The organism is Sulfitobacter dubius, from assembly GCF_027214245.1.
Taxonomy (GTDB): domain Bacteria; phylum Pseudomonadota; class Alphaproteobacteria; order Rhodobacterales; family Rhodobacteraceae; genus Sulfitobacter; species Sulfitobacter dubius_A.
In genome coordinates, this window is record NZ_JAPWHM010000008.1 from 21253 (window position 1) to 47699 (window position 26447).

The following is a 26447-nucleotide window of genomic DNA, read 5'->3' on the forward strand; positions in this document are numbered from 1 at the left end:
CAAGGTGGCGCTTATCCCCCGGTGGGGTAGATGAACCCATTGATCGGATAGGTGCTGCCAAAGGCGCCGGGCTGGCTTTCGACCTGCACGGCAGACCAGTCGTTGGCCTTGGATACATCGATCACCGCCATCTTGAGCGAGACCTGATTGCGTTTCCAATTGGCGTGATCCACCCGAATTTCGCGCGGTGAGACGACATCGGAAACCACAGCGATATGCCCCATGGGCAACGAGCTGGTCCCGCTAAAGGCCATGACGGCGCCGACGACCGGCTCATTGCCGCGTGGATAAAGCCCCTTGGCCTTGTCCCACCATGTCTCTGCATTGCCGCGAATCTGGATGCCGCTGACATTGCGGGCAAAGGGCACGCACCAAACGCGCTGACCCTTGGCCCGCATGTCTTGGGCTGTTTGCACGGCCATGAAATGGCGCTGCGGATCTATCCCAGAGAAATCATAGGACTGCGGGATGTCAGGCGCTTTGGCGCAGGCTGCCGTCAAAAGAAGTGTGGCGCAAAGGGCCATCAGGCCCCGGTTCGGCAGTGCTGCGCGTGTGACGCTCATATGTCCCTCATTCATGGAATCCCGCGCTTCTGCCGGGTTGAAAGGGATTTTGTGGATCCGATGTCAAAAGCAAAGCGCGGAAATAGAGGGTGGCGGGATTTTGCCGGTCAAAGCGTGCCGAAGGAACCCTAGCCCTCGGCCCGCTCAACCCCTGCGGCAATCGCTTCGCGCAGGCGCTTTTCCAAGGTGCGCTGCTTGGCCTCGGTGTAATATTTCAGGCCGAACATGTCTTTGACGTAGAAGGTATCGACCACCTGCTCGCCAAAGGTCGCGATCACGGCATTGGCAATATAGACGTTTGAGCCAGCCAAGGTGCGGGTCAGATCATAAAGAAGGCCGGGCCGGTCACGGGTGTCGACCTCAATGATCGTATAGATTTCCGAGCCTTCATTGTCGAAAGTGATATGGGTCGGCACCTTGAACGCGCGTTCACGTTTCTTGACCTTGTCGCGGGATTTCAACGCATCGCGGGCGACGATCTCACCGCGCAGGGTCTTTTCGATCGTGTCGCGCAGGCGCGGCAGGCGCGAAGCTTCATAGGCGTTGCCTTCGCTGTCCTGAATCCAAAAGGCATCGGTCACAAAGCCGTCTTTGGTGGTATAGCTGCGCGCGTCGACGACATTGGCCCCGACCAGCGCCAATGCGCCTGCGAGCCGGGCAAAGATGCCGGGGTGATCGGCCATGACAAAGCTGGCGCGCGTGGCGCCGCGATCTTCGTCTGGGTGCAAATCGATGCGGATGTCGTCATTGCCGATGTCGCGCAGCAGTTCTGCAAAGGCGACGTGAGCGGTGACATGCAGACCCTGCCAATAGGGCGGGTAATGGCGGGCTGTCTCTTGCTGCAAAAGCTTGCGCGGCCAGTCGGAAAGCGCGGCGCGCAGGGCTTTCTTGGCCTCCGCCCCCCGGTTCTCACGGTTGAGGTCTTCAAGCCCGGTTTCAAGTGCCCGCTCGGTCTGGCGATATAACGCCCGGATCAGCACCGCTTTCCAGTTGTTCCACGTGTTCGGCCCCACGCCGCGAATGTCGCAGACCGTGAGCACACAGAGCAGGTCGAGCCGTTTGACCGTCTGCACCGCCTTGGCAAAATCACGCACCGTACGTGGATCGGCGATATCGCGTTTCTGGGCCATGTCAGACATCAGCAGGTGATAGCGCACCAGCCATTCGACGGTATCGACCTCATCACGTTTCAGCCCCAAGCGAGGGCCAATGCGACGCGCCAGTTTCGCGCCGATGATTGAATGATCCTCGGGTCGCCCTTTGCCGATGTCATGCAGCAGCAGTGCCACATACAGCACCTTGCGGTTCACCCCGCGCTTCAAGATCGAAGAGGCGACGGGCAGTTCCTCTTCCAACTCGCCCTTTTCGATCCGGGCGAGGTTGGCAATGCACTGGATGGTATGTTCGTCCACCGTGTAGGAGTGGTACATGTTGAACTGCATCATCGCGACGATCGGCTCGAACTCGGGGATGAAGGCGCCCAAGACGCCCAATTCGTTCATCCGCCGCAGGGAGCGTTCAGGATTGCCGTGTTTCAACAGCAGATCAAGGAAGATGCGCCGCGCCTCTGGCGTGCGGCGCATGTCATCGTCGATCAGCGCGAGGTTGGCTTTGATCAGCCGCATCGCGTCAGGGTGGATCAACATACCGGTGCGCAGGGCCTCTTCGAAGATGCGCAGCAGGTTCAGCTTGTCTTGTAGAAACTCTTGGTCGTCCTTTAGCGCGATGCGGTTGTGGACCACCTGAAACCCTTCGCGCATTTTCGGGCGGCGGCGAAAGATCCGCTCCAGCAGCGGCTCGGCCTTCATGTGTGACGCTTCAAGCCCGCTGACAAAGATACGGGTCAGATCCCCCACCGCCGTTGCGTGGCGGAAATAGGCCTGCATGAAGATCTCGACGCCCCGCCGGCCCCCGATATCCTGATAGCCCATCGCTTGGGCAACCTGCACCTGCATGTCAAAGGTCAACTGTTCCGTCGCGCGACCTGCAATCAGGTGAAGATGCCCGCGCACGGCCCAGAGAAAGGCCTCGGCCTCGCGGAAGGTGTCGTATTCATCGGCGCGAAAGACACCGAGATCGACCAGATCGGCGACCCGGTCCACGTCATGGATGAACTTGGCAATCCAAAAGAGCGAATGCAGATCGCGTAGCCCGCCTTTGCCTTCCTTGACGTTGGGCTCGACCATATAGCGCTCACCCTGTTTCAGGTGGCGGTTGTCGCGCTCCTCCAGCTTGGCTTCGATGAAATCCTTTCCGGCGCCCGAAAAAAGGTCGTTCTTAAGGCGTTCGGAAAGCTCTTGGGCAAGAGTGAGATCGCCATCGATAAACCGGTTTTCCAGCAGAGCGGTTTGGATTGTGTAGTCATCGGCCCCAAGCCGCAGGCAATCTTCGATGGTGCGGGTGGCGTGACCTACCTTCAGCTTCAAATCCCACAGGATATAGAGCATCGATTCAATCACGCTCTCCGACCAAGCGGTGGCCTTGTAGGGGATGAGGAAAAGCAGATCGACATCGGAAAAGGGTGCCATCTCTCCCCGGCCATAGCCCCCCACGCCGATCATGGCGAGCCGTTCACCCTCGGTCGGGTTCGGATTGGGGTGCAAAACCTGCGTGGCGATCTGCGAGACGCAGCGCAGCAGTTGGTCGGTAAGATAGGTGTAGGAAGAGGTCATCGCCCGTGCATCAAAGGGCGATTCCGCAAAGCCCGCGGCGATTGCCTTGCGGCCTGCCTGTTGGGCTTCTTGGATGAGGGGGACGATCTCGGCCCGCAGCGCGGCACCTTCCAACGTGCTGTCGCGTTGCGAAAGGGCCTGCCAGACGGCCGTATCGTCGAAGATTTGTTCGGGCGCGCAAATCAGGCGCGGGTGTCGACGCGCGCCTGATGTTGTTGTCGGTTTCGCGAGGTCCAATTCAGAAACCAGCCCCGCCAAAGCCGCGCGGCGCCGGGTCTAGCACGACAACCCGATTGTTGCGGATCGTGGCCACGGCCAGCGCACGTTCATTGGTGCCATCGCGGCGCAGACGGAAGATGCCGCTGGCCCCTTGGAAGCCGGCCCCTTGGGTGAGGGCCGCACCGGAAAGCGCGTTGGATTTGCCACCCTTTACCAAGGACCCAATCGCCGCGATCCCGTCAAAGGCCAGCCCGGCCAAAGGATGGGGGTCGCTGCCATAGGCCGCTTTGTAGCGGTTAGAGAAGGCACCGCTTGCCGCTGTGTCGGGCAGGGCAAACCAGCCGCCCTGCACGCCGGGCAGGGCCAGCGTTTGCTGCGGGATGTCCCAACGGGTCAGGCCGATGTATTGTGTGGTCGCCGATTGGATCCCAGCTTCGGGCAGCAGTTCTGCGAAAAGCGGCAGGGCACTGGCCGAGGACGTGGTGAGGAACAGTGCATTCGCGCCACTGCCTTCGATCGTCGCCTTGACCCGCGGCACGGCAGCCACGACAGACTCTTGGCTCAGCGCGTAATCCACGGTGCCCGCCAGTGTCGCGCCATTGGCGCTGATCGCCTGAACAATCGCATCACGGCCCAGTTGACCGGCAAGGTCTTGACCATGCAGCACAACCATTTTGTCTTTGCCATTGCGCTTGGCAAAGCTCACCAAACGGTTGGCGGTATTGGCAAAGGTCGGCCCAAGCACGAAGACATTGCCGCCCGCGATGGTCGGGTTGTTCGAGAAAGAGATCACATTGACCCCGGAAGAGGCCACCGCCACGCCGGCCGCATTGGCCGCCTCGCCGTAAACCGGCCCGAGGATGATTTTGGCCCCTTCATTCACCGCCTGAGAGGCAGCGGCAGCGGCTTTGCTGGCATTGCCCGCGGTGCCATAGACGCGCAGGTCAATTTCGACGCCGCCAAGGTCCCGCATCGCAAGGCGCGCGGCGTTCTCAAGGTTTTTGGCCAGCAACTCGTCGCTAGCAGAGCCGCCGCGCGGCACCAAAAGCGCGACTGGAACGGGGGCAGAAGGGTCAATGCGCGGGCCGCCGGAATTGGCGCCGCCGATGGCGACGGGCTGACAGGCCGCGAGCAGGACCGCGAATAGAGGCAATAAGAGCAGGTGCATCTTCTTGCGGAAGGCTCGGAAACAGGCAATCATTTGTATTCACTCCCCGGTGGTGGCAAGACGACGACGGTCGCCGGAACATGGCCGCGATCATAGTCACTGCGAAAGGCGGGTCCAGCGTTGAAATTCCTCAAGACAGATCTAGCCCCAGGACTTTATTTCGTGGGCGTCCCAATCGGCACCGCACGCGATATCACGCTGCGCGCACTGGACACGCTCGCCGCGGCGGATCTATTGGCGGCAGAAGACACGCGCAGCCTGCGCAGGCTTATGGAAATCCACGGGGTGCCACTCAATGGACGCAAGGTAATCGCCCTGCACGACCACAGCGGCACATCCGTGCAAGAGCGGCTTATCGCGGCGGTCCGTGAGGGCAAATCGGTTGCCTATGCGTCAGAGGCGGGCATGCCCCTGATCGCCGATCCGGGCTTCGAGCTTAGCCGTGCCGCCGCCGAGGCGGGGGTGATGCAGACCTGCGCACCGGGGCCCTCGGCGGTGCTGACCGCGCTGGCGCTGGGCGGCCTGCCGACGGACGCGTTTTTCTTCGCGGGCTTCCTGCCCAATAGTAAATCCGCACGGATCGCGGCACTGGAAAAGCTGCGCGACGTGCCGGGAACCTTGGTGTTTTACGAATCACCCAAACGGCTTGGGGCCATGCTGCGCGATGCGGCAACCGCGCTGGGCGCGGGGCGTAAAGCAGCCATGTGCCGAGAGTTGACCAAGAAGTTCGAAGAAATTCAAAGCGATACGCTTGAAAACCTTGCGGAGACCTATCAGGCCCAAACGCCAAAAGGCGAAGTGGTCGTTCTTATTGATCGAAGCCGTTCAGAGTCTGTTAATCACCTTGACCTAGAAACAGATTTGCAACGGGCGCTTAAAGAGATGTCGATGCGTGACGCTGTCGATGTGGTGGCGCAGGCCCATGGCCTGCCTCGGCGGCAAGTCTATCAGGCGGCATTGGCGTTGGGTAAAGGTTAGGACAACGGTCGGAGTAACGAACATGGCGCAGGGTGACACAGGAATGATGCGAACTGCGGCCAAACGCCAACGGGGCCGCATGGCCTATCATGCCGGGATCGCAGCCGAAAATAGGATCGCGCAAGACTACGAAAGACGCGGCTTTGCCATCGCGCGCCGCCGCTGGCGTGGCCGCGCCGGAGAGATTGACCTGATCCTGCGCGATGGGGCTGCCCTGATCTTTGTCGAAGTGAAGCAAAGCCGAAGTTTTGCGCGTGCCGCTGAAAGCCTCTCTGCCCGACAGATGCAGCGCATCTACCGCTCTGCCGAAGAATTCCTTGCCGGTGAACCTGCTGGCAGCCTGACCGAAGTGCGCTTTGACGTGGCGCTTGTCGATGGGCAGGGAGCCACGGAAATCATTGAAAACGCTTTTGGGCACGGCTGACCCATTGCGTATAGGCCCCTGCTGCGCCATCTAAGAAGCGATCCCAAACGCCTGCACCGTCGGTCCGGGTCGGATCACGACAGGTAAGCAGCGGGGGACGCCGATGAAAATCGCCTTTCAAATGGACCCGATCGGGGACGTGAACATCAACGCCGACAGCAGCTTTCGGCTGGCTGAAGAAGCGCAGGCGCGGGGGCATGAACTGTTCTTTTACACACCCGATCATCTGGCATACCAAGAGGGGCGGATCACCGCGCGGGGCTATGATTTTACCGTACAGCGCGTGCAGGGCGATCATGCCCAGTTCGGAGATGAACGTGAGGTCGATCTGGCCGATTTCGACGTGGTTTGGCTGCGCCAAGACCCGCCCTTCGACATGCATTACATCACCTCGACCCATTTGCTGGACCGGCTGAAAGACACCACATTGGTGGTCAACGATCCCTTCTGGGTGCGCAACTATCCCGAGAAACTATTGGTTCTCGATTTTCCCGACCTGACGCCGCCCACCACCATTGCGCGGGATCTATCGACCATCAAAGCCTTTAAGGCGAAGCACGGCGATGTGATCTTAAAACCGCTCTATGGCAATGGCGGCGCCGGGGTGTTCCGGCTGGACGCCAATGACCGCAACCTCACCTCGTTGCATGAATTGTTCACCGGCTTCTCTCGGGAGCCGCTGATCGTTCAGAAATTCCTGCCCGCCGTGTCGAAAGGCGACAAGCGCGTCATCCTTGTGGACGGGGAGCCCGTTGGCGCGATCAACCGCGTACCGGCGGAAGGCGAAACGCGGTCGAATATGCATGTCGGCGGGCGGCCGGAAAAGGTCGGGCTGACCGAGCGCGATCTGGAGATTTGCGCCGCCATTGGCCCATTGCTGAAAGAAAAGGGTCAGGTCTTCGTCGGTATCGATGTCATCGGCGACTATTTGACCGAGATCAACGTGACCTCTCCCACCGGCATTCAGGAATTGGAACGGTTCGACGGCGAGAATATCGCCGGCAAAATCTGGGAGGCGATCGAGGCCCGCCGCGGGTGAGCCTGCGCCAACATCTTTTGAACCGCTGCCTGCGTCTGACAGAGAAGCCTTTGTTGGCCCGCGCAAACCCTCAAATGCTGCGGGCCACGATGGAGATGCAGGCGCGGCTCTTTTTCAAAGGGCCGCGCGATGTCTTCGCCGAATGGCGGGGCTTGCCGGGGGCGGGTTCGGCGCTTTGGCTTACGCCGCAGGGCCCTTCGAATAGTCGCGTGATCCTCTACATCCATGGCGGCGGATTTGTCTTCGGCAGCCCGGAAACCCACCGTGCCATGGTCGCGCGTTTGGCGCTGCTGACGGGCGCGCAGGCGGTGCTGCCGCGCTATGCGCGGGTGCCGGAGGCGGCCTTTCCCAAACCTGCGGAAGACATCCGCGCGGCTTGGGACGCGCTGTGTCGGACAGGCATCGCCGCGCGTGACATCGTGATTGGCGGCGACAGCGCAGGCGGTGCTTTGGTCTTTGACCTTTTGGCGGAGCTTTGTCGCGAAGGCGCGGCGCTGCCTGCGGGGGCCTTTGGGCTTTCCCCTTTGTTGGACATGACCTTTTCCGGCGCGAGCTTCACGCAGAATGCCGAAAGGGACGTGCTGTTGCCCGCCGCCCGCGCGGCAGAGATGGCGCGGCTATATCTTCGGGGGCAGAGCGCAGAGAGCCCGCGGGCAAGTCCGATCCTCGCGGATTTCAAAGGGGCGCCGCCGGTCTGGCTTACCGTGAGTGACAGCGAAATCCTACGTGACGACAGCCGCCGCCTTGCGGCCCGTTTGCGCGACGCGCGGGTGCCGGTCACCTTTCAACAGGTCCATGATCTGCCGCATGTCTGGCCGCTGTTCCAAAACCACCTGCCGGAGGCGCGCGAGACCCTTGCGACCCTCGCCGAGTGGATCAGCGCCTTGCCGCCGGATCGGGCAGGCGAAAGCTGATCGCTTCGGCCATATGGGGGCGACGCACCTCGGCCGCGCCCTCGAGATCGGCGATGGTGCGGGCCACGCGCATGACCCGGTGATACCCACGCGCGGAGAGGCAAAACCGTTCAGCCGCACGCAGCAGCAGGTCGCGCGCTTCCGCATCCGGGCTGCCGACGGTTTCAAGCAATTCCCCCGACGCGTCGGCATTGGCCGATATGCCGTCATGCTGGGCGTAGCGGGTTGATTGGAGCGTCCGCGCGGCAGCGACCCTTGCCGCAACCTCGGCAGAGGTGTCGCCGTTGGCGGGCAGGTTGAGGTCACTGTAGCTGACGGGGGGCACGTCGACGCGCAGGTCGAAACGATCCATCAGCGGGCCCGAAATGCGGCCTAGGTAGTCTTCGCCGCAGGCCGGGACTCGGGCGCAGGCGCGAGCCGGATCGGGCAGATAACCGCATTTACACGGGTTTGCGGCGGCCACCAGCATGAAGCGGCAGGGGTATTTCACATGGGCGTTGGCGCGCGCGATCATGACCTCGCCAGTCTCGATCGGCTGGCGCAGGGTTTCGAGGACCGTGCGATTGAACTCTGGAAACTCATCCATGAACAGCACGCCATTATGCGCGAGGGATGCCTCACCCGGTCGCGCTTGGCGTCCGCCGCCGATGATCGCGGCCATCGAGGCCGTGTGATGCGGCTCGCGAAAGGGGCGGCTGCGGGAAATGCCCCCCTCATCCAGAAGCCCGGCGAGGGAGTGGATCATCGAGGTCTCCAGCGCCTCTGTCGCGGTGAGCGGCGGCAGGATGCCCGGCAGCCGTGCGGCCAGCATGGATTTGCCCGAACCCGGCGTGCCGACCAACATCAGGTGGTGCCGTCCGGCGGCGGCGATTTCCAGCGCGCGTTTGGCGCGTTCCTGACCTTTGACTTCGCGCAGATCGCGGCCTGCTGCGGTCAATGGCACCTCCCCCGGCTCTGCGGGGGTGATCGGCACTTGGCCTGTGTAATGGCGAACAACGTCGCCTAGATTGGCCGCGGCGATGACCTGTGTGTTGCCGACCCAAGCGGCCTCTGCTCCCGATCCTGCGGGGCATAGGAGGCTGCGGTCGTGGGTGGCGGCAGCCATCGCCGCGGGTAGGGCACCGACCACCGGCATCAGCGTACCGTCAAGCGAAAGCTCTCCCAAGGCGACCACATTCTGGGTGATGTCTTCTGGCAGGATGTCGAGCGCTGACAGAAGTGCCAGCGCGATGGGCAGGTCGAAGTGACTGCCCTCCTTGAGCAGGTCTGCCGGGGAAAGGTTCACGGTGATGCGTTTTGACGGCAAGGCGATGGCCATGGCGCTGAGCGCGGTGCGCACCCGGTCGCGCGCTTCTGACACGGCCTTGTCCGCCAGTCCGACGATGGAGAAACCGGGCAGGCCAGCAGTGACCGCGCATTGCACCTCGACAATGCGCGCCTCAACCCCCTGAAATGCGACCGTATAGGCCCGCGATACCATTGCGCGTTCTCCCGCCTTGCTATGGTTAATCGGTAGGCAAGACGGGTTTAGGAATGGTTAATGCAGGTCTTAGGCCGCCTTGGCGACGGGCCAGTCCCGTTTGGGCAAACCAAGCTCATAGGGGAACGGCTCATACGCGGTTTCCAACCCGGCAGCGCGCCATGTTTTGAAGGCCGGATCATGGATCGTGGTGTCGCAATAGGCCTGCGCATCAGCCGAGACTGGCAGGTCATAGCCGACGATCCGCGCGGCAACCGGGGCATAGAATACGTCAGCGAGCGAGTAGGCCCCGAAAAGCCATGGCCCTGCGCTGCGCGCCTGGCTGCGGGCATGTCGCCACAGGTCTTCGATGCGCTCTAGGTCCTGCCGAGTATCAGCATCCGGGTCAAACCCCTCCCACACATGTTGCAATTGCATCGGGCAGGCTCCGCGCAGCGCGCCGAAGCCGGAAGCCATCGCAGCACATAGCCAGCGCGCCGTGGCCCGGGCGGCTGGATCAGCGGGCCAGAGCCCGGCATCGGGATGCCGTTCGGCCAGCGTTTCGGCCATGGCCAGCGTCTCTCCCACCACGGTGCCGTCGGGCAGGCGCAAAGCAGGCACCAACCGCGCCGGGGCGAGGGGGGCAAGGTCTTGGGCCATGGTCCCGCTGTAGAGGCCGACCAGATGCGCGCGGTAGGGCAGACCGAATTTCTCAAGCATCAGCCATCCCCTGAGGGACCAACTGGAGAAGGTGCGATCGCCGATATAAAGATCATATGTCATAGGCGAAATTAGGCAGAAGCGGGCTGCCAAGCAAAGCCCTTTGTGCGGCGGTGCAGGCTAGGGCGTGTGATTAATGCCGTTGATCCGCCAAGTGCCGCTTTCATGTACCAAATGTGTGACTGAGAGGTTGTCGATCTTATGGGCCATCGCCTCAAGCGGGCCGCCGCCTTGGGCCTGTTGCACCTGCGTGAGGATCACCCCGAAATGCGCCACGGCGATCACATGGGCGTTGGGGTGGGCCGCGTTGATCCGTGCCACCACCCGGTCGACGCGGGCCTTGGTCTGGTTCCAGCTTTCCCCTTCGGGGGCCGCGACATCGCCGGGCGTCTCCCAATAGGCGCGGCTGAGGTCGGGGTCGCGCGCGGCAACCTCGGAAAAATGCAGCCCGTCCCAAGCGCCGAAATGCAGTTCGCGCAGCCCGTGTTCATGGGGCAAGCGGCGACGAGAGGGCAGGGCCAGCGCATCCGCCGTATCCACCGCGCGCATCAGGTCCGATGACACAAGCAGCGCGTCGTCAGGCAGGTGCAGGTTCAAACGTGCTAGACGGGGGGCATCGGAAAGGTCGGCCGGGACATCGCGCCAGCCGACAAAGTTTTTCTCATGGGTCGGGCCGTGTCGCACCCAATGCCAAATGGTCACGGCATCTCCCCTTTCAGCAGTTGCGGCAGGCCCACGACAACCTGCACCACGGTATCCGCCTCGGCGGCCAAGGCGATGTTGAGCCGCCCCTGCGCCTCGCGGAATTGCCGCGCCATGGCGTTTTCGGGCACGATGCCTTGGCCGACCTCGTTCGAGACGATGACCCAATGCGCGGCGCAGGCGCGCAGAGCCGTCAAAAGCTGTGCCTGCGCGGCTATTAGATCGCTGTTTTCCATCAGGTGATTGCTAAGCCACATGGTCGCGCAGTCGATCAGCACGATTTCGCCTGCGGGCAGTTTCGCCAGCGGTTCGGTCAGATCAAGCGGGCATTCAACGGTGCGCCATCCTGCATCACGTCTTGCTTGATGTTTGTTCACGCGTTCTTGAACTTCGTCGTCCCAAATGCGTCCGGTGGCAAGGTAAGTCTTTGGCAGGCCGCTGGAATTTACAAGGCCCTCTGCCCATTCCGACTTGCCCGAGGCCGCCCCGCCTAGGGCAAAGGTAGTTCTAGGCAACATCTTCTCACCAAATATTTGAACCAAATGGCATGTCTCTGCGTATCTCCACCAACGGCCCATCACAAGGTGCGCCACGCATTTCTCAAGGGGGATACCAAATGTCATTGCAGACCGCTCGCGAATTTTCACTCACCCGCACCGCAATGAAGGCCGAATTGCTCGACGCCGAGACAGAGTTGGAACTGGCTTATGCGTGGCGTGATCAGCGGGATGAGGCCGCTCTGCATCGTTTGATCACCGCCTACATGCGTTTGGCGATCTCAATGGCGGGCAAGTTCAAACGCTACGGCGCGCCGATGAACGATTTGATCCAAGAGGCCGGTCTGGGTCTGATGAAAGCGGCCGACAAATTCGACCCCGACCGCGGCGTGCGGTTCTCGACCTATGCGGTCTGGTGGATCAAGGCGAGCATTCAGGACCATGTGATGCGCAACTGGTCGATGGTACGGACCGGTTCGACCTCCTCCCAGAAATCTCTATTTTTCAACATGCGCCGCGTGCAAGCCCGGCTGGAGCGCGAAGCCACGGCAATGGGCGAGACATTGGACAAGCACCAGCTGCGCCAGATGATCTCGACCGAGATCGGCGTGCCGTTGCATGATGTCGAGATGATGGAAGGGCGTCTGTCGGGCTCTGACTATTCGCTGAACGCTACGCAATCGGCTGAGGACGAGGGCCGCGAGTGGATTGAAGCGCTGGCTGACGAAAGCGCGCAGGCGGCGGAACGTGTCGAGGAGAGCCATGACACCGCGCAACTGCGCAACTGGCTGCTGACGGCGATGCAGGGGCTGTCGGAACGGGAGCAGTTCATCGTGCGCGAGCGTAAACTGCGCGACCCTGCACGCACCTTGGAAAGCCTCGGGGATGAGCTGAGCCTCAGCAAAGAGCGGGTGCGCCAGCTTGAGGCCGCGGCCTTTGGCAAGATGCGCAAGTCGCTTGAACTGCAATCGCGCGAGGTTTTTGCCTTTCTCGCCTGACCCCCTACAGCGATGCCCACCGGGGCTGGCAGATTTCGCCGCCCCGGATTAAGGTCTCCCGAACGCAAACGGGGGGCCTTTATGCTGTCGGGCAAACATATTCTGCTGATCATCGGCGGTGGCATTGCCGCCTATAAATCCCTTGATCTGATCCGCCGCCTGCGCGAACGCGGGGCCAAGGTGACCCCGGTTTTGACCCGCGCAGGCGAAGAGTTCGTGACCCCGCTTTCCGTCTCTGCCCTGACCGGGGTGAAGGTGTTTCGCGATCTTTTCGATCTGGGGGATGAGGCCGAGATGGGCCACATCCAACTCAGCCGCGCGGCAGACCTGCTGGTGGTCGCCCCCGCCACGGCTGATCTGATGTCCAAGATGGCGCAGGGTTCGGCGAATGATCTGGCCTCGACCCTGCTGTTGGCCACTGACAAGCCCGTATTGCTGGCGCCTGCGATGAATGTGCGCATGTGGCAGCACCCCGCGACACAGCGCAACATCGCCACGTTGCGCGGCGATGGCATCACCATGGTGGGCCCGAATGACGGTGACATGGCCTGCGGTGAATTCGGCCCGGGCCGTATGGCCGAACCGCTTGAGATCGTCGCCGCTGTTGAGGCGCAGCTTGGCAACGGACCCCTCAAGGGCAAACGCATCCTCGTTACCTCCGGCCCGACCCATGAGCCGATCGACCCGGTGCGCTACATCGCCAACCGCTCTTCCGGTGCGCAGGGCACGGCCATCGCGCGCGCGCTGAGGGCTTTGGGGGCAAAGGTGACCTTTGTCACCGGCCCGGCAGAGGTCGCGCCGCCCGAGGGGGTCAAGGTGGTGCGCGTGCAAACGGCGCAAGAGATGATGCAGGCGGTAGACGCCGCACTGCCCGCCGATGCCGCCGTCTTTGCCGCTGCGGTGGCCGATTGGCACGTGCAGGGGGCAGGAGACCGTAAGCTGAAGAAATCCAAAGACGGGCTGCCCAGTCTTACATTCGCGGAAAATCCCGACATCCTGAAAACCATAAGCCAGCGCAGCGAAGGCCGCCCCGCGCTCGTCGTGGGATTTGCGGCAGAGACCGACGATGTGCTGGCCCATGCCACCGCGAAACGCGCGCGCAAGGGCTGTGACTGGATCGTTGCCAACGACGTTTCCCCCGCCACCGGCATTATGGGCGGCCGCGAGAATGCCGTGACGCTGATCACCGACGAGGGCGCAGAGGACTGGCCGCGCATGGGCAAGGATGCCGTGGCCGCCCGTCTGGCCGAACGCATCGCCGCAGCACTTGCCTAAGGGGACGCTATGAGCACGATCACACTCTGCTGGGCCGATGGCGCGGACCGCAGCCTGCCACTGCCCGCCTATGAAAGCGCAGGCGCGGCGGGCGCGGACCTGCGGGCTAACCTGCCCGATGGTCCGGTCACGCTGGTCCCCGGCGCGCGGGCGCTGATCTCGACTGGATTGCATATGGCGATCCCGCAGGAATTCGAGGTGCAGGTCCGCCCGCGCTCGGGCCTTGCGCTGAAACATGGGATCACCTTGATCAACAGCCCCGGCACCATCGACAGCGATTATCGCGGTATCGTGGGGGTGATCTTGGGCAATATGGGGCACGAGGCTTTCACCGTCGAACACGGCATGCGCATCGCGCAGATGGTCGTGGCTCCGGTGATGCAGGCGGGGTTCGATCTGGCCGACAGCCTTGATGAAACCTCGCGCGGCGCGGGCGGTTTCGGCTCGACGGGGGCGCACTGATGCTGGCTGTTTTGATCATCGCTGCCGCTCTGTGGTTTGGCGGCGGGTTTCTTGGCCTGCCGCGCGGGCTGCGTGCGGGGCTCGTTGCGGTTATGTATCTGGCTTTGGTGGGGCTACATCTGGCCTTTCCGGCCACGCACCCGCTGCGGCTGGCCACCGGAGGCAGCGCCGCGCCTTGGCTGCTGCTGGGCGGCTTCGTTGCGCTGGTGATGCTCTACCGGCAGGGGCTGGAAACCCTGCGCGCCCGCGCCCGGCCGCGCGAACCGACGGCGCCCCAGACCTCGGGCCGTTTTTCGGACAGTGAACTTAACCGTTATGCCCGCCATATCGTGCTACGCGAGGTCGGCGGGGCCGGGCAAAAGGCGTTGAAAAACGCCAAAGTGCTTGTCGTGGGGGCGGGTGGCCTCGGCGCGCCGGCGCTGCAATATCTCGCGGCGGCGGGCGTTGGCACCATCGGGGTGATCGACGACGACACGGTCGAGAACGCGAACCTGCAACGGCAGGTAATCCACAAAGACGCGGCCATCGGCACGCCCAAGGTCTTTTCGGCCCAAGCCGAGATGCTGGCGCAAAACCCCCATATCACCGTGCGCCCCTACCACCGTCGCCTCAGCGACGAGATCGCCGCCGAGCTGGTGGCCGACTATGACCTCGTGCTCGACGGGACCGATAATTTCGACACCCGTTACCGGGTCAATGCCGCCTGTGTCGGGGCTGGTAAGCCACTGATTTCAGGCGCGCTCAGCCAGTGGGAGGGGCAGCTCAGCATCTTTGATCCCGCGCGCGGTGCGCCCTGCTATCGCTGTATTTTTCCGCAAGCGCCTGCCGCGGGGCTGGCTCCCTCCTGTGCCGAGGCCGGGGTGATCGGGCCGCTGCCCGGCGTGATCGGCACTATGATGGCGCTTGAGGCGGTGAAGCTGATCACCGGCGCGGGCAACGTGCTGCGCGGCGAGATGATGATCTACGACGGGCTTTACGGTGAGACCCGCAAGATCGGGCTCAAGCGGCGGGCGGACTGCGAAACCTGCAGCGGGTGATTGCAAGTCTCCGCCCCGCGCCCCATCTAGAGCGCAAAGGAGATTTATATGACAAATCCGCTGCTCGCTGACTGGAACACGCCTTTCGGCATCGCCCCCTTTGACCGCATTTCAGACGATGATTTCGCCCCCGCGCTTGAGGAGGCATTGACCGCCCACCGGGCCGAGATCGACGCCATCGCCGAGAACCCCGAGGCGCCCAGCTTTGCCAATACGATCGAGGCGCTCGAAGCGTCCGGCGACGCGCTCGACAAGGTGTTGAGCGTGTTTTTCACCGTCGCGGGGGCCGACAGCAACGGCGCGCGCGAGGCGTTGCAGCGCGATTTCTCGCCCAAGCTTGCTGCGCATCAATCGGCGATCTCGGGTAATGCTAAGCTCTTTGCCCGCATCGCTGCCATCTGGGAGGCCCGCGACACGCTCGCGCTGACCGAGGAGCAGGCCCGCGTGCTGATGCTGACGCATCGCGGCTTCGTCCGCGCTGGCGCGGCGTTGACCGGGGCGGCCGCCGCGCGGATGAAAGAGATCAAGGCGCGGCTGGCGGTGCTGGGCACGCAGTTCACGCAAAACCTGCTGGCCGATGAGCGGGATTGGTTCATGCCGCTGTCGGAGGGCGATCTGACCGGCTTGCCGGATTTCGCGCTCGACGCCGCCCGCGCGGCGGGCAAGGAGAAGGGTGCGGATGGCCCGGTGGTCACGCTCTCGCGGTCGCTGATCACACCCTTCCTGCAATTCTCAGACCGTCGCGACCTGCGCGAAAAGGCGTTTCGTGCATGGGAAGCACGCGGTGCCAATGGCGGGGAAACCGACAACCGCGACATCGCTGCCGAAACGCTGGCCCTGCGCAAGGAGCGCGCGGAACTTCTGGGCTATGAAAATTTCGCCGCCTACAAGCTGGAAACCGAAATGGCAAAGACGCCGGACGCCGTGCGCGACTTGCTGATGTCGGTCTGGAAACCGGCCAAGGCGCAGGCCGATGCCGATGCCGAGGTACTGACCGCGCTGATGCGCGAGGACGGCGTGAACGGGGCGATGGAGCCATGGGATTGGCGCTACTACGCCGAAAAGCGCCGTGCGGCAAAGCATGACCTCGATGAGGCGGCGCTAAAGCCCTATTTCCAGCTCGATCGGATGATCGACGCGGCCTTCGACTGTGCCAACCGGTTGTTCGGGCTGGCGTTCGCGCCGCTCGAAGTGCCACTGTACCATCCCGATTGCCGGGCGTGGGAGGTGACGCGGAACGGCCAGCATGTGGCGGTCTTTATCGGCGACTATTTCGCGCGCGGCTCGAAGCGTTCGGGCGCATGGTGCTCGGCGATGCGGAGCCAAGCGAAGTTCCCCCGCGCGCAGGCGCCGGTGGTGATCAACGTCTGCAATTTCGCCAAGGGCGACCCGGCGCTGTTGTCCTATGACGACGCGCGCACGCTGTTTCACGAGTTCGGCCATGCGTTGCACCAAATGCTGTCGGACGTGACCTATGAAAGCGTCAGCGGCACCTCGGTGGCGCGGGACTTTGTGGAATTGCCCAGCCAGCTTTATGAACATTGGCTGGACCAGCCCGAGGTCTTGCAGAAATTCGCGACCCACGCGCGCACGGGCGAGCCGATGCCGCGTGAGATGCTGGACAAGGTACTGGCGGCGTCGACCTTCGACATGGGGTTCCAGACGGTGGAATATATCGCCTCGGCCCTCGTCGATCTGGAGTTCCACGACGGTGCCCCGCCTGCCGATCCGATGGCGAAACAGGCCGAGGTGCTCAGCAGCATCGGCATGCCGCAGGCGATCCGGATGCGCCACGCCACGCCGCAATTCGCGCATGTCTTCTCGGGCGACGGATATTCCAGCGCCTACTACAGCTACATGTGGTCCGAGGTGATGGACGCCGACGCTTTCGCCGCCTTCGAAGAAGCGGGCGGCGCCTTTGACGCGGAGCGCGCCGAGGCGTTGGAGACCCACATCCTGTCGACCGGCGGCAGCCGCGATCCGGCAGAGCTTTATACCGCGTTCCGGGGGCGCCTGCCGGGGGTCGAGGCGCTGCTCAAAGGGCGCGGGCTGGCGGCCTGAGCCTTGACGCGGCCGGGGGTTAGTACCCCCGGTCGCGGTCTACCAGATGCAGCAGAGCCTCTCCGGCCTCGCTGCGGCGGATGTTCTCGGCAATGACTTCCGAGGCGGTCTCATTGCGCGTGGCCGCCGCGATATGCGGGGTTACGGTGACGCGCGGATGCGCCCAATAGGGGTGATCTTCGGGCAACGGTTCCACGCGGAAGACATCCAGCGTCGCATGGGCGATCTGCCCGCTGTCGAGCGCCGCCAGTAGGGCGTCATCATCGATCAGTGGGCCACGTCCGGGGTTGATGATAAACGCGCCTTTGGGCATCTGCGCTAGCGTTTCGGCATTCAGCACATCTCGCGTGGCGGGGGTGTCGGGCATCAGCAGGACGGCGATCTCGGCCCGTTTCAGCGTCTCTGTCAGGCCGTCGTCCCCATGCAGGCAGCGCACGCCCTCGATCTGCTTTTCGCTCCGCGACCAGCCGGTCACATCGAAGCCCAGACCCACCAACGCTGCGGCCACCGCTTGGCCGAGCGCACCGATGCCCAGCACCGCCACGCCCCGCTCGCGTGCCAGTGGCGGGGTGCGCGGCTCCCATTTAGCGTCTTCGCGCAGAATGTCCGCATCCATCCCCAGATGATGGCGCAGCACATGGCCCGTGACCCATTCGACCATGCCGTGGGTCAGGCCGAAATCGACCATCCGTGTCAGCGGGATTTTTAAGGTTTCGTTGCCGGTGATCGCCTCCACCCCGGCCCAGAGGTTCAGCACCGCTTTGGCGCGGGTGTAGGGGGTGAAATCCTGCAAGTCGCTGTTGGGGGCATAGACGATATAATCGACCTCTTCGGGCGGCAGGTCGGTGGCGAGTGTGAAATCCCGCCCCGGCAGGGCCTTGCGCAGCGCGTCGTTCAACGGCTTTTCGTAGCCGTCCCAGCGTTCGGCTTTGGCGGCGAAGAGAATATTGATCGTCATGAATTACCTCGGTCTATGAACATGCGCCGATTGCACCAGCCCAAAGGCCAGCAGCAGCACCAGCATGGCCGAGCCGCCATAGCTCACCATCGGCAGCGGCACGCCAACCACGGGGGCCAGCCCCATGACCATCGACATGTTAACGGCGAAAAAGAGAAAGAAGTTGAGCGCGATGCCCAGTGTCAGCAGGCTTGAGAACCGGTCTTTGTTCTTCACCGCCGAGGCCACGCAGAACAGGATGATCAGCGCATAAAGCCCAAGTAGTGAGACGCCGCCGACGAAACCGAACTCTTCGGCCAACGTGGTAAAGATAAAGTCGGTGTGTTTTTCGGGCAGGAAGTTCAGCCGCGATTGGGTGCCCTGCATATAGCCACGCCCAGACCAGCCGCCCGAGCCGAGCGCGATCTTGGATTGGGTAATGTGATAGCCCGCGCCAAGCGGGTCTTGGCTGGGGTCGAGAAAGGTGTCGATACGGCGGTATTGGTAATCTTTCAGCAGTTGCCACGGGGTGCCGCGCGATTGGAAGACGGCAGTGACCAGCCCGATGGCGGCGGTGATGACGGCGGCGAAATAGGCCCAATGCACACCAGCAAGGAACATCAGCCCGCCGCCCGCGGTCAAAAGCAGGATCGAGGTGCCCAAGTCGGGCTGTTTCAGGACCAAAGCGGTTGGGACCACGATGATCAGGATCGGCAGCAGCACCCAAAAGGGGCGCGACACCTTTTTGACCGGCAGCCAGTCGTAATAGGCGGCCAGAAACAACACCAGCGTGATCTTCATCAGTTCCGACGGTTGCAGCCGCATAAAGCCGATGTCGATCCAACGCTGCGCGCCCATGCCGACAGAGCCAAAGAGTTCGACCGCGACCAGCAGCACCAAGGTCGCCCCATAGGCCACGCCCGACAGGTTGCGCCAGAGCCAGATCGGCACCATCGCCACAGTGAACATGATCGCAATGCCCATGCCAAAACGCTTCATCTGCGGTTCGGCCCAAGGAGAGAATGACCCGCCCGCGACCGAGTAGAGCATCAAGAACCCCACGCCCGCGACACTGGTCAACAGGATCGCCAGCGGCCAGTTCATGAAAAGGATCTTGCGCAGCCCCGTGGGGACGGATTTGACCGTATGCTCAAGATAGCTCATGCCTGATCGTCTCCCGCTACGCTGGCCGAGGTCTCCGGCGCGGTGTCGCGCAGCTCTTCTTGTTGGGTGGCGATGCGGCCCCGATCAGACTTGGGGTAGGCTTCGAGCGGCGGCTCGCCGCCCGCCATGGCCTGCAACATCACGTCGCGCGCAATTGGGGCGGCGGCGGTTGACCCGCCCCCCCCGTGTTCCACCAGCACGCAGGCCGCGTATTTGGGTTTGTCATAGGGCGCAAAGCACACAAAAAGCGCGTGATCGCGGCGCTCCCACGGCAGGTCGGCGTTACTGGTTACACCACGGGCGCGTTCGGCGGCGGTGATGTTGCGCACCTGACTGGTGCCGGTCTTGCCTGCCATGCGCATCGTGTCGTCGATGATGCGGCTGCGATAGCCGGTGCCGCGGCGGTCGTTGACCACGTCGTACATCGCCTTGCGCAATTGGCGCAGGTTGTTTTCGTTCAGGCCCATCGGCTCGCCCGCGCCGCTGGGTTGCTCCACCCCATCGATGGATTTAATCAGCCGCGGCGTGACTGCGCGCCCCGTGGCGATCCGCGCGCTCATCACTGCAAGTTGCAGGGGGGAGGAGAGGGTGAAACCCTGCCCGATGGAGGCGTTGACCGTGTCACCGACGACCCACTCTTCGCCGCGGGCCGAGCGTTTCCATTGCTTCGTCGGTGCCAGCCCTCCCGCCACCGAAGAGAGCGCCAGATCATGTTTGATTCCAAGGCCAAAGCGGTTGGACATGGCAGTGATCTTCTCGATCCCCACCTTCACAGCCAGATCGTAGTAATAGACGTCGCAAGATTGCTTGAGCGAATCCTGAAGGTTGACCCAGCCATGGCCTGCGCGTTTCCAACAGTGGAACCGCCGTCCCGCGACCTCCAGATGGCCGGGGCAATAGACGGTCTCATCGGGGGCGACGATGCCCTCTTCGATGGCGGCCAGCGCCACGATCATCTTGAAGGTCGAACCGGGCGGGTAGGTGCCCTGTACGGGTTTGTTCACCAGCGGGCGGTATTTGGAGTTTAGCAGCGGGTTATAGTCCGCCGAAGAGATGCCGCCGATAAAGAGGTTCGGGTCATAGCTGGGCGACGAGGCGAGTGCGGCCAGATCGCCATTCTCGCAATCGATGATGACCACGGCGGCGCTCTCTTCGCCCAGACGGGCCTGCACATAGCGTTGCAGATTGGCGTCCACGGTTAATTGCAGGTCGGCCCCGGCCTGACCTTCGCGCCGCTCCAATTCGCGCATCACGCGGCCTGTGGCGTTCACCTCTACATGTTTGGTGCCCGCCGCGCCGCGCAGCAGGTTCTCGGCGCGGGCTTCGACGTTGATTTTGCCGATTTGAAAGCGCGGGATGCGCAGCACCTGATCGGGGTTTTCCAGCGCGTCGAGGTCGGCTTGGCTCACCCGGCCTACGCGGCCCACCACATGGGCGAAATCCGCGCCGCGCGGGTAGACGCGGGTCAGGCCCACTTCGGGGGTGACGCCGGGCAGGGCAGGGGCGTTGACACTGACCTTGCTCACGACCTCCCAACTGACGTCATCGACGATGGTAACGGGCAGGAAGGGCGCTGAGCGGGCCATCTCGGTCATGGCGCGTTCGCGGGTCTCGTCATCAATTTCGATAACTTGGGCCAAACGCTCCATCACCGCCGCCACGTCGCCTGCATCTTCGCGCACCATGACGATCCGGTAGGAGGGGACGTTATCGGCAAGCTGTACGCCGTTGCGGTCGAAAATCTCACCGCGGGAGGGTGGGATCAGGCGGATGTTGATGCGGTTCTCTTCGGCGAGCAGGCGAAATTGGTCGGCCTGATCGACCTGCAGATAGCGCATCCGCGCGGCCAGACCGCCCATGAACAGCAGTTGCGCCCCGCCCAAAAGGGCAGCGCGCCGGGTCAGGCGCGTGTGGTTTGCATCATTGTCGGCGCGGCTACGTCTCATCTCATCGCTCCCCGATCACACCCGTTTGCCAAGCGCGTCCAGATCGCCCGGCGCGGTCTTGCGCACGCCCATGATACCATGGGTCACCGCCACGATCAGCGGATAAGCGAGCGTCGTCAGTGCCAATTCCGTGAGGTTCAGCGTCATGGCGGGCGTGGGCACCAGCGCAAGGCTTAGCAAAATACGGTTGGCAAAGATCACCATGGTCAGGATCACAGCCACGGTCAGCCATTCGGCGGCAAAGCTTGCATCCCGCAGGTGCCGCCCCCGCGATTTCAGGTTCTCGACCCCCATCAAGGCCAGCACCGCCCAAAGGCCGGGCGGGCGTTGCAGCAAGAGATCCGCCAGCAAAAAGACCAAGGCCAGAAACAGCGCGGGCACATATTCAGGCCGCCGCAGCGCCCAAGCGCAGGCAAAGCCCAAAAGCAGGTCCGGCCCCGCCCAGCTGCGCGGAATCGTCTCAAGCGGGAGGAGGTGGAAAAACAGGATCACCAGCGCCAGCGCCACAAAGCTCAGGCGCATGACCCAAAGCCGGCTGCGCGACAGATCGGTCATTGCTCCACCCCTAGGGGCGCTGCCGGTTCGGCCAATGGGCCATCGGAGGTAATGACATGGGCGGTGTCAGGCACTTTCTCATTGCCGTGGTGGCGCAGCACTCGCAGGAACTCAAGCCGCTCGTAATCCGCAGCCAGCCTTACGCGTAGCCGTCCACCCGGATCGGCGGCGACTTGGCCAATCAGGATGCCCGCGGGGAACACCCCGCCATCGCCCGAGCTGATCACCCGGTCACCGGGGCGCACCAACTCGCGGTTTTCAATGAAGTCGAGCGGTGGAGCCGCGCTGTTGTCGCCCGCCACGATGGCCCGCTGGCCAGAAGGCTGGATCGTCGCCGGAATGCGGCTGGAAGCGTCGGTCAGCAGGATCACGCGCGCGGTGTTCTTGCCCACGCCCGCGATGCGGCCCACGAGGCCGATGCCGTCCATCGTCGCCCAGCCTTCAACCAGCCCATCCCGCGCGCCGACGTTCAGCAGCACAGATTGGCGATAGGGCGAGCCGCTGTCGGCCAGCACGGTGCCGGTGATGAAGGTAAGCCGCGGGTCAAGCCGCACGTTGTTAAGGTCCAGCAGGCGCGCGTTCTCTTGCTCAAGCTGCAAGGCCGCCTCTTTCCACGCCTGCATCTGCCGCAGTTCCGAACGCAGCTCGCGGTTTTGTTCGCTCAGACGTTGGTAGCTTTGAAAATCGCGTAGCAGGTTGATCGTGCCGGTAACAGGGGCCATGGCCCAATCGAGGTTGGGCACGAAACGATCCGTCACCTGCGCGCGGAAGCGTTCAACGCGGGGGCTGTCGATCCGCCAAAGCAGGAAAATCCCGACCAGCGCCAACACCAGCACAGCCAGCAGCAACCGGCGCAGGGGGCCGGTGAAATCGCTGGAACTGGAACGGTCCTTGGCCATCTGTGCCGAAACTCCCACCCGGACAGGCGGGGCGGTGTCGCCGCGTGCCGGGTCTGGCTAATCTGCCAGTGTTAACTGTCGTAGTCGATCGCGTGGCGCAGTTGTTTCTCGTATTCCAGCGCCTTGCCGGTGCCGAGAGCCACACAGTTCAGCGGCTCATCCGCGACCGATATCGCAAGGCCCGTCTGTTCACGCAGCGCCAGATCAAGATCACCCAGCAGCGCACCGCCGCCCGTCAGCATCACGCCCCGGTCGACGATGTCGGCGGCCAAATCCGGCGGGGTGGTTTCCAGCGCGGTCATCACCGCTTCGCAGATTTGCTGCACTGGCTCGGCCAGCGCCTCGGCGATCTGGGCCTGCGTCACCTCGATCTCTTTAGGCACACCATTCAGCAGGTCACGGCCCCGGATCTGCATCGAGGTGCCGCGCCCGTCGTCGGGCATCCGCGCGGTGCCGATGGAGGTTTTCACCCGCTCGGCAGTCGTCTCACCGATCAGCAGGTTCTGCTGGCGGCGCAGGTAGCTGATGATGCCTTCGTCCATCCGGTCGCCGCCGACACGGACAGAGCGTGCGTAAACGATGTCGCCCAGAGAAAGCACCGCCACCTCAGTTGTACCGCCGCCGATGTCGACGACCATGTTACCGGTTGGGTCGGTGATCGGCATGCCCGCACCGATGGCAGCGGCGATGGGCTCCGCAATCAGCCCGGCGCGGCGCGCGCCAGCGCTCAGAACCGACTGGCGGATCGCACGTTTCTCAACCGGGGTAGCGCCATGGGGGACGCAGACGATGATCTTGGGCTTGGAGAAGGTCGAGCGCTTGTGCACCTTGCGGATGAAGTGCTTGATCATCTCCTCGGCGGTGTCGAAGTCGGCGATGACCCCTTCACGCATCGGGCGGATCGCCTCGATGCTGCCCGGGGTCCGGCCCAGCATCAGCTTGGCGTCTTCGCCCACGGCGAGCACTTTCTTGACACCATCCTTGACGTGATAGGCGACAACCGAAGGTTCGCTCAGCACGATGCCCTTACCCTTGACGTAAACCAGCGTATTCGCGGTGCCGAGGTCGATCGCCATATCGGAGGAGAACAGGCCGCGGAATTGATCGAGGATGGACATAACAGTAGCGGAGCCTTGCAAATATTCGGACAGGCCCGCCAGCATGGGACCACGCGCGGGCTATTGGCTCTTATAGGGCGCACAGGGTCAGGGTGAAAGGGGCAAGACCGCAAAGGTGGCGCGATATTGCCGCCGCGCTATCATAGAGCGGTATATTTAGGGCGCAGCGCGGGCGGAGGGCAGCAATACCATGCGAAAGATACAGACACTTGGGGTGCATCACATCACTCTTTCCGGGGCCGACCGGCAAAGCTCGATCGACTTTTGGGAAGGGGTTTTGGGGATGCCTTTCATCTTTGACCAGCCCAATCTGGATGACCCGGATGAAGGGCATTTGTATTTCGATCCCGGCGATGGGCGGCTGATCACGATCTTTACTAATGAGACCCGCAAGCGGGTGCACAACCGCACGCCGATGGATCCGGGCTGCGTGCATCATTTGGCTTTTGAAGTGGACCGCGCGATATTCGATCAGGTGCCAGCGCGGTTGGAGGCGCGGGGCATCGGGCATTCGGGGGTCAAGGATCGCGGCTTCATGCATTCGATCTATTTCAAGGATCCGTTGGGGCTGTTGATCGAACTGGCCTGCTACACCTTTATCCCGCCGCGTGGGTCGAGCCATGCCGAGGTGATGCTGGAGGCGCACAAGTTGCGCGTGGCGGCGGGGGAGGATCATATTCAGCGGCAGCATCTGGCGGATGCGGTCGTGAAGATCGTGGAGCGGGGGCAGGCGTCGCTGAGCACGGATCGCGGGGCGAAGAACCCTTATTGAAGTGACACCGGGCCCGGAATCAAGCCGCAGGCGCCGGGCCATCGCCTGCCCGCCCGGACGGGTAGGCGATTTGGTAAGGCTGGGTGTGACCTAGAGGACGCACATCACGGCTGCACCATAAAGTGGCACCAACGTAGCGTTGGATCGCCGACCCGCGGGCAGGCGCTGGCCCTCGATCTACAGCTTTAGCCGTTCAATGAGGCGAAGGTTTGGGGTAATACCCCTCCGCAAATAAAAAGGGCGGGGTTTCCCCCGCCCTCCGCATCAACTCACATCTTTATAATTGATCTCGCGCTTGTCCGTGCCGCCCTTCTCACGCCGCACCAACAGACGGTTCAACGCATGGATATACGCCCGCACACTCGCCACCACGGTATCGGTATCCGCCGACTGACCGGTCACGATCCGGCCCTCTTCCTCCATCCGCACGGAAACCGTCGCCTGCGCGTCGGTACCCTCGGTCACCGCATGCACCTGATAAAGCTGCAAGCGCGCGGAATGCGGCACCAGCGCCTTGATGCAGTTGAACGCCGCATCGACGGGGCCATCGCCCGTTTGGTTGGTGGTCTGCTCCGCACCATCGATCTCCAGCACCATATCGGCGGTCTGTGGGCCATCGGTGCCGCAAACGACCTTGAGGGATTTCAGGCGAATGCGGTCTTCTTCAGGGTCGGTCGCGGTGCGCATCAGCGCGATCAGGTCATCCTCGTAGATTTCCTTTTTACGGTCGGCCAATTCCTTGAACCGCACGAAAACGTCCTTGAGCTGGTTATCGCCTAATTCAAACCCGAGGTCTTCGAGCTTGGAACGCAGCGCGGCGCGGCCCGAATGCTTGCCCATGACGATATTGGTCTCGGTGAGACCCACGTCCTCGGGGCGCATGATCTCGAAGGTCTCGGCGTTCTTCAGCATGCCGTCTTGGTGGATGCCGCTCTCATGGGCAAAGGCGTTCTTGCCGACGATGGCCTTGTTGAACTGTACCGCGAAGCCTGAAACAGCAGCGACCCGGCGCGAGATGTTCATGATCTTGCGGCTGTCGATGCGCGTCTCGTAAGGCATGATGTCATTGCGCACTTTCAGCGCCATGACGACCTCTTCGAGCGCCGTGTTGCCCGCGCGTTCGCCCAGACCGTTGATGGTGCATTCGATCTGCCGCGCGCCTGCTTCAACGGCGGCGAGCGAGTTCGCTGTCGCCATGCCGAGGTCGTTGTGGCAGTGGGTGGCAAAGATGATCTCATCCGCGCCGGGCACGTTCTCCAAGAGCTTCGCGATCAAATCGGCGCTTTCGCGCGGGGCGGTATAGCCCACGGTGTCGGGGATGTTGATCGTGGTGGCCCCGGCTTTGATGGCGATCTCGACAACGCGGTAGAGGTAATCAAGCTCGGTCCGTGTCGCGTCCATCGGCGACCATTGCACGTTGTCACAGAGGTTGCGCGCGTGGGTCACGGTCTCATGGATGCGGTCGGCCATCTCATCCTGTGTCAGGTTCGGAATCGCGCGGTGCAGGGGCGAGGTGCCGATGAAGGTGTGGATGCGCGGCTGGCGGGCGTGTTTCACCGCTTCCCAGCATCGGTCGATGTCGCCCAGTTGCGCGCGGGCAAGGCCACAGATCACGGCGTTCTGGCTTTGGCGGGCGATCTCGCTCACCGCGTTAAAGTCGCCTTCAGAGGCGATGGGAAAACCCGCTTCGATGATGTCGACGCCCATCTCATCCAAAAGCTGCGCGATCTCCAGCTTTTCGGCATGGGTCATCGTCGCCCCGGGGGACTGTTCGCCATCCCGCAAGGTGGTGTCAAAAATCAGCACACGGTCCTGTTTCGTCATATCTGTCATCCTGGGTTCTTTCTTTGCTGGTATCCTTGGCGCGC

General features: G+C 62.9%; 24 protein-coding genes. 10 read left to right on the forward strand and 14 right to left on the reverse strand.

Annotated features, from left to right (window positions below):
* Window positions 1–11: 11 nt before the first annotated feature.
* From O4H31_RS17025 to O4H31_RS17035, 3 genes are all read right to left on the reverse strand, one after another.
* On the reverse strand, window positions 12–563 hold the full coding sequence (locus O4H31_RS17025; protein ID WP_269347714.1) for a CHAP domain-containing protein: 552 nt from the start codon (window positions 561–563) through the stop codon (window positions 12–14).
* Window positions 564–691: 128 nt separating this feature from the next.
* Window positions 692–3472, reverse strand: a complete 2781-nt coding sequence (locus tag O4H31_RS17030; protein ID WP_269347715.1) for a [protein-PII] uridylyltransferase — start codon at window positions 3470–3472, stop codon at window positions 692–694.
* Between the two features lies 1 nt (window position 3473).
* Window positions 3474–4655, reverse strand: a complete 1182-nt coding sequence (locus tag O4H31_RS17035; RefSeq protein ID WP_269347716.1) for a penicillin-binding protein activator — start codon at window positions 4653–4655, stop codon at window positions 3474–3476.
* An 87-nt stretch (window positions 4656–4742) separates the two neighbouring features.
* Between O4H31_RS17035 and rsmI the strand changes: the two genes are divergently transcribed.
* The 4 genes from rsmI to O4H31_RS17055 all read left to right on the forward strand — a co-directional run bounded on the left by rsmI (window position 4743) and on the right by O4H31_RS17055 (window position 7977).
* On the forward strand, window positions 4743–5600 hold the full coding sequence (gene rsmI / locus O4H31_RS17040) for a 16S rRNA (cytidine(1402)-2'-O)-methyltransferase (protein WP_269347718.1): 858 nt from the start codon (window positions 4743–4745) through the stop codon (window positions 5598–5600).
* Between the two features lie 46 nt (window positions 5601–5646).
* Window positions 5647–6024: a YraN family protein gene (locus tag O4H31_RS17045; protein WP_162931891.1), complete on the forward strand. Its 378-nt coding sequence runs from the start codon at window positions 5647–5649 to the stop codon at window positions 6022–6024.
* A 103-nt stretch (window positions 6025–6127) separates the two neighbouring features.
* Window positions 6128–7063, forward strand: coding sequence for a glutathione synthase (gene gshB, locus O4H31_RS17050; protein ID WP_269347721.1), 936 nt, complete (start codon window positions 6128–6130; stop codon window positions 7061–7063).
* A 53-nt stretch (window positions 7064–7116) separates the two neighbouring features.
* On the forward strand, window positions 7117–7977 hold the full coding sequence (locus tag O4H31_RS17055; protein WP_331283704.1) for an alpha/beta hydrolase: 861 nt from the start codon (window positions 7117–7119) through the stop codon (window positions 7975–7977).
* On the opposite strand, the gene O4H31_RS17060 is transcribed toward O4H31_RS17055, so the two are convergent.
* From O4H31_RS17060 to cobU, 4 genes are all read right to left on the reverse strand, one after another.
* On the reverse strand, window positions 7940–9457 hold the full coding sequence (locus O4H31_RS17060; protein WP_269347726.1) for a YifB family Mg chelatase-like AAA ATPase: 1518 nt from the start codon (window positions 9455–9457) through the stop codon (window positions 7940–7942). The two genes, O4H31_RS17055 and O4H31_RS17060, sit on opposite strands and share 38 nt — an antisense overlap.
* A 69-nt stretch (window positions 9458–9526) precedes the next feature.
* Window positions 9527–10219, reverse strand: a complete 693-nt coding sequence (locus O4H31_RS17065; RefSeq protein WP_269347727.1) for a glutathione S-transferase — start codon at window positions 10217–10219, stop codon at window positions 9527–9529.
* 57 nt (window positions 10220–10276) lie between these two features.
* Window positions 10277–10858 carry a histidine phosphatase family protein gene (locus tag O4H31_RS17070; RefSeq protein ID WP_269347729.1) on the reverse strand — a complete coding sequence of 194 codons (582 nt, stop codon included), beginning with the start codon at window positions 10856–10858 and terminating at the stop codon, window positions 10277–10279.
* Window positions 10855–11376, reverse strand: a complete 522-nt coding sequence (gene cobU / locus O4H31_RS17075; RefSeq protein ID WP_269347731.1) for a bifunctional adenosylcobinamide kinase/adenosylcobinamide-phosphate guanylyltransferase — start codon at window positions 11374–11376, stop codon at window positions 10855–10857. Before cobU ends, O4H31_RS17070 begins: the two co-directional genes overlap by 4 nt.
* A gap of 98 nt (window positions 11377–11474) precedes the next feature.
* On the opposite strand from cobU, the gene O4H31_RS17080 reads away from it, so the two are divergent.
* The 5 genes from O4H31_RS17080 to O4H31_RS17100 all read left to right on the forward strand — a co-directional run bounded on the left by O4H31_RS17080 (window position 11475) and on the right by O4H31_RS17100 (window position 17188).
* Window positions 11475–12353: an RNA polymerase factor sigma-32 gene (locus O4H31_RS17080; RefSeq protein ID WP_067626281.1), complete on the forward strand. Its 879-nt coding sequence runs from the start codon at window positions 11475–11477 to the stop codon at window positions 12351–12353.
* Window positions 12354–12434: 81 nt separating this feature from the next.
* Window positions 12435–13628, forward strand: coding sequence for a bifunctional phosphopantothenoylcysteine decarboxylase/phosphopantothenate--cysteine ligase CoaBC (coaBC, locus tag O4H31_RS17085; protein ID WP_269347735.1), 1194 nt, complete (start codon window positions 12435–12437; stop codon window positions 13626–13628).
* A gap of 9 nt (window positions 13629–13637) precedes the next feature.
* Window positions 13638–14090, forward strand: coding sequence for a dUTP diphosphatase (dut, locus tag O4H31_RS17090; RefSeq protein ID WP_269347737.1), 453 nt, complete (start codon window positions 13638–13640; stop codon window positions 14088–14090).
* The gene (locus O4H31_RS17095) at window positions 14090–15127 is read left to right on the forward strand and encodes a HesA/MoeB/ThiF family protein (protein WP_269347739.1); all 1038 of its coding nucleotides are present in this window, start codon (window positions 14090–14092) and stop codon (window positions 15125–15127) included. The genes dut and O4H31_RS17095 overlap by 1 nt, the downstream gene beginning before the upstream one ends.
* A gap of 48 nt (window positions 15128–15175) precedes the next feature.
* Window positions 15176–17188 carry a M3 family metallopeptidase gene (locus O4H31_RS17100; protein WP_269347741.1) on the forward strand — a complete coding sequence of 671 codons (2013 nt, stop codon included), beginning with the start codon at window positions 15176–15178 and terminating at the stop codon, window positions 17186–17188.
* A 19-nt stretch (window positions 17189–17207) separates the two neighbouring features.
* Here the strand turns inward: O4H31_RS17100 and O4H31_RS17105 are convergent, their stop codons facing one another.
* The 6 genes from O4H31_RS17105 to O4H31_RS17130 form a co-directional block, all read right to left on the reverse strand.
* Window positions 17208–18146, reverse strand: coding sequence for a 2-hydroxyacid dehydrogenase (locus tag O4H31_RS17105; RefSeq protein ID WP_269347743.1), 939 nt, complete (start codon window positions 18144–18146; stop codon window positions 17208–17210).
* Window positions 18147–18149: 3 nt separating this feature from the next.
* Window positions 18150–19289 (reverse strand): rod shape-determining protein RodA, encoded by a 1140-nt coding sequence (gene rodA / locus O4H31_RS17110; protein ID WP_067916467.1) that lies wholly within the window; start codon window positions 19287–19289, stop codon window positions 18150–18152.
* Entirely contained in the window at window positions 19286–21235 is a 1950-nt protein-coding gene (gene mrdA, locus O4H31_RS17115) for a penicillin-binding protein 2 (RefSeq protein ID WP_269347746.1), read from the reverse strand. Before mrdA ends, rodA begins: the two co-directional genes overlap by 4 nt.
* A 15-nt stretch (window positions 21236–21250) precedes the next feature.
* Complete coding sequence (locus tag O4H31_RS17120) at window positions 21251–21790, reverse strand: rod shape-determining protein MreD (RefSeq protein WP_269347748.1); 540 nt, start codon at window positions 21788–21790, stop codon at window positions 21251–21253.
* Window positions 21787–22689: a rod shape-determining protein MreC gene (gene mreC / locus O4H31_RS17125; RefSeq protein WP_269347750.1), complete on the reverse strand. Its 903-nt coding sequence runs from the start codon at window positions 22687–22689 to the stop codon at window positions 21787–21789. The genes O4H31_RS17120 and mreC overlap by 4 nt, the downstream gene beginning before the upstream one ends.
* A 71-nt stretch (window positions 22690–22760) precedes the next feature.
* On the reverse strand, window positions 22761–23807 hold the full coding sequence (locus tag O4H31_RS17130) for a rod shape-determining protein (protein WP_040700660.1): 1047 nt from the start codon (window positions 23805–23807) through the stop codon (window positions 22761–22763).
* Between the two features lie 190 nt (window positions 23808–23997).
* Between O4H31_RS17130 and O4H31_RS17135 the strand changes: the two genes are divergently transcribed.
* Window positions 23998–24579, forward strand: coding sequence for a VOC family protein (locus O4H31_RS17135; protein ID WP_269347753.1), 582 nt, complete (start codon window positions 23998–24000; stop codon window positions 24577–24579).
* Window positions 24580–24843: 264 nt separating this feature from the next.
* Here the strand turns inward: O4H31_RS17135 and O4H31_RS17140 are convergent, their stop codons facing one another.
* Complete coding sequence (locus O4H31_RS17140; protein WP_269347755.1) at window positions 24844–26412, reverse strand: 2-isopropylmalate synthase; 1569 nt, start codon at window positions 26410–26412, stop codon at window positions 24844–24846.
* Between the last annotated feature and the right edge of the window lie 35 nt (window positions 26413–26447).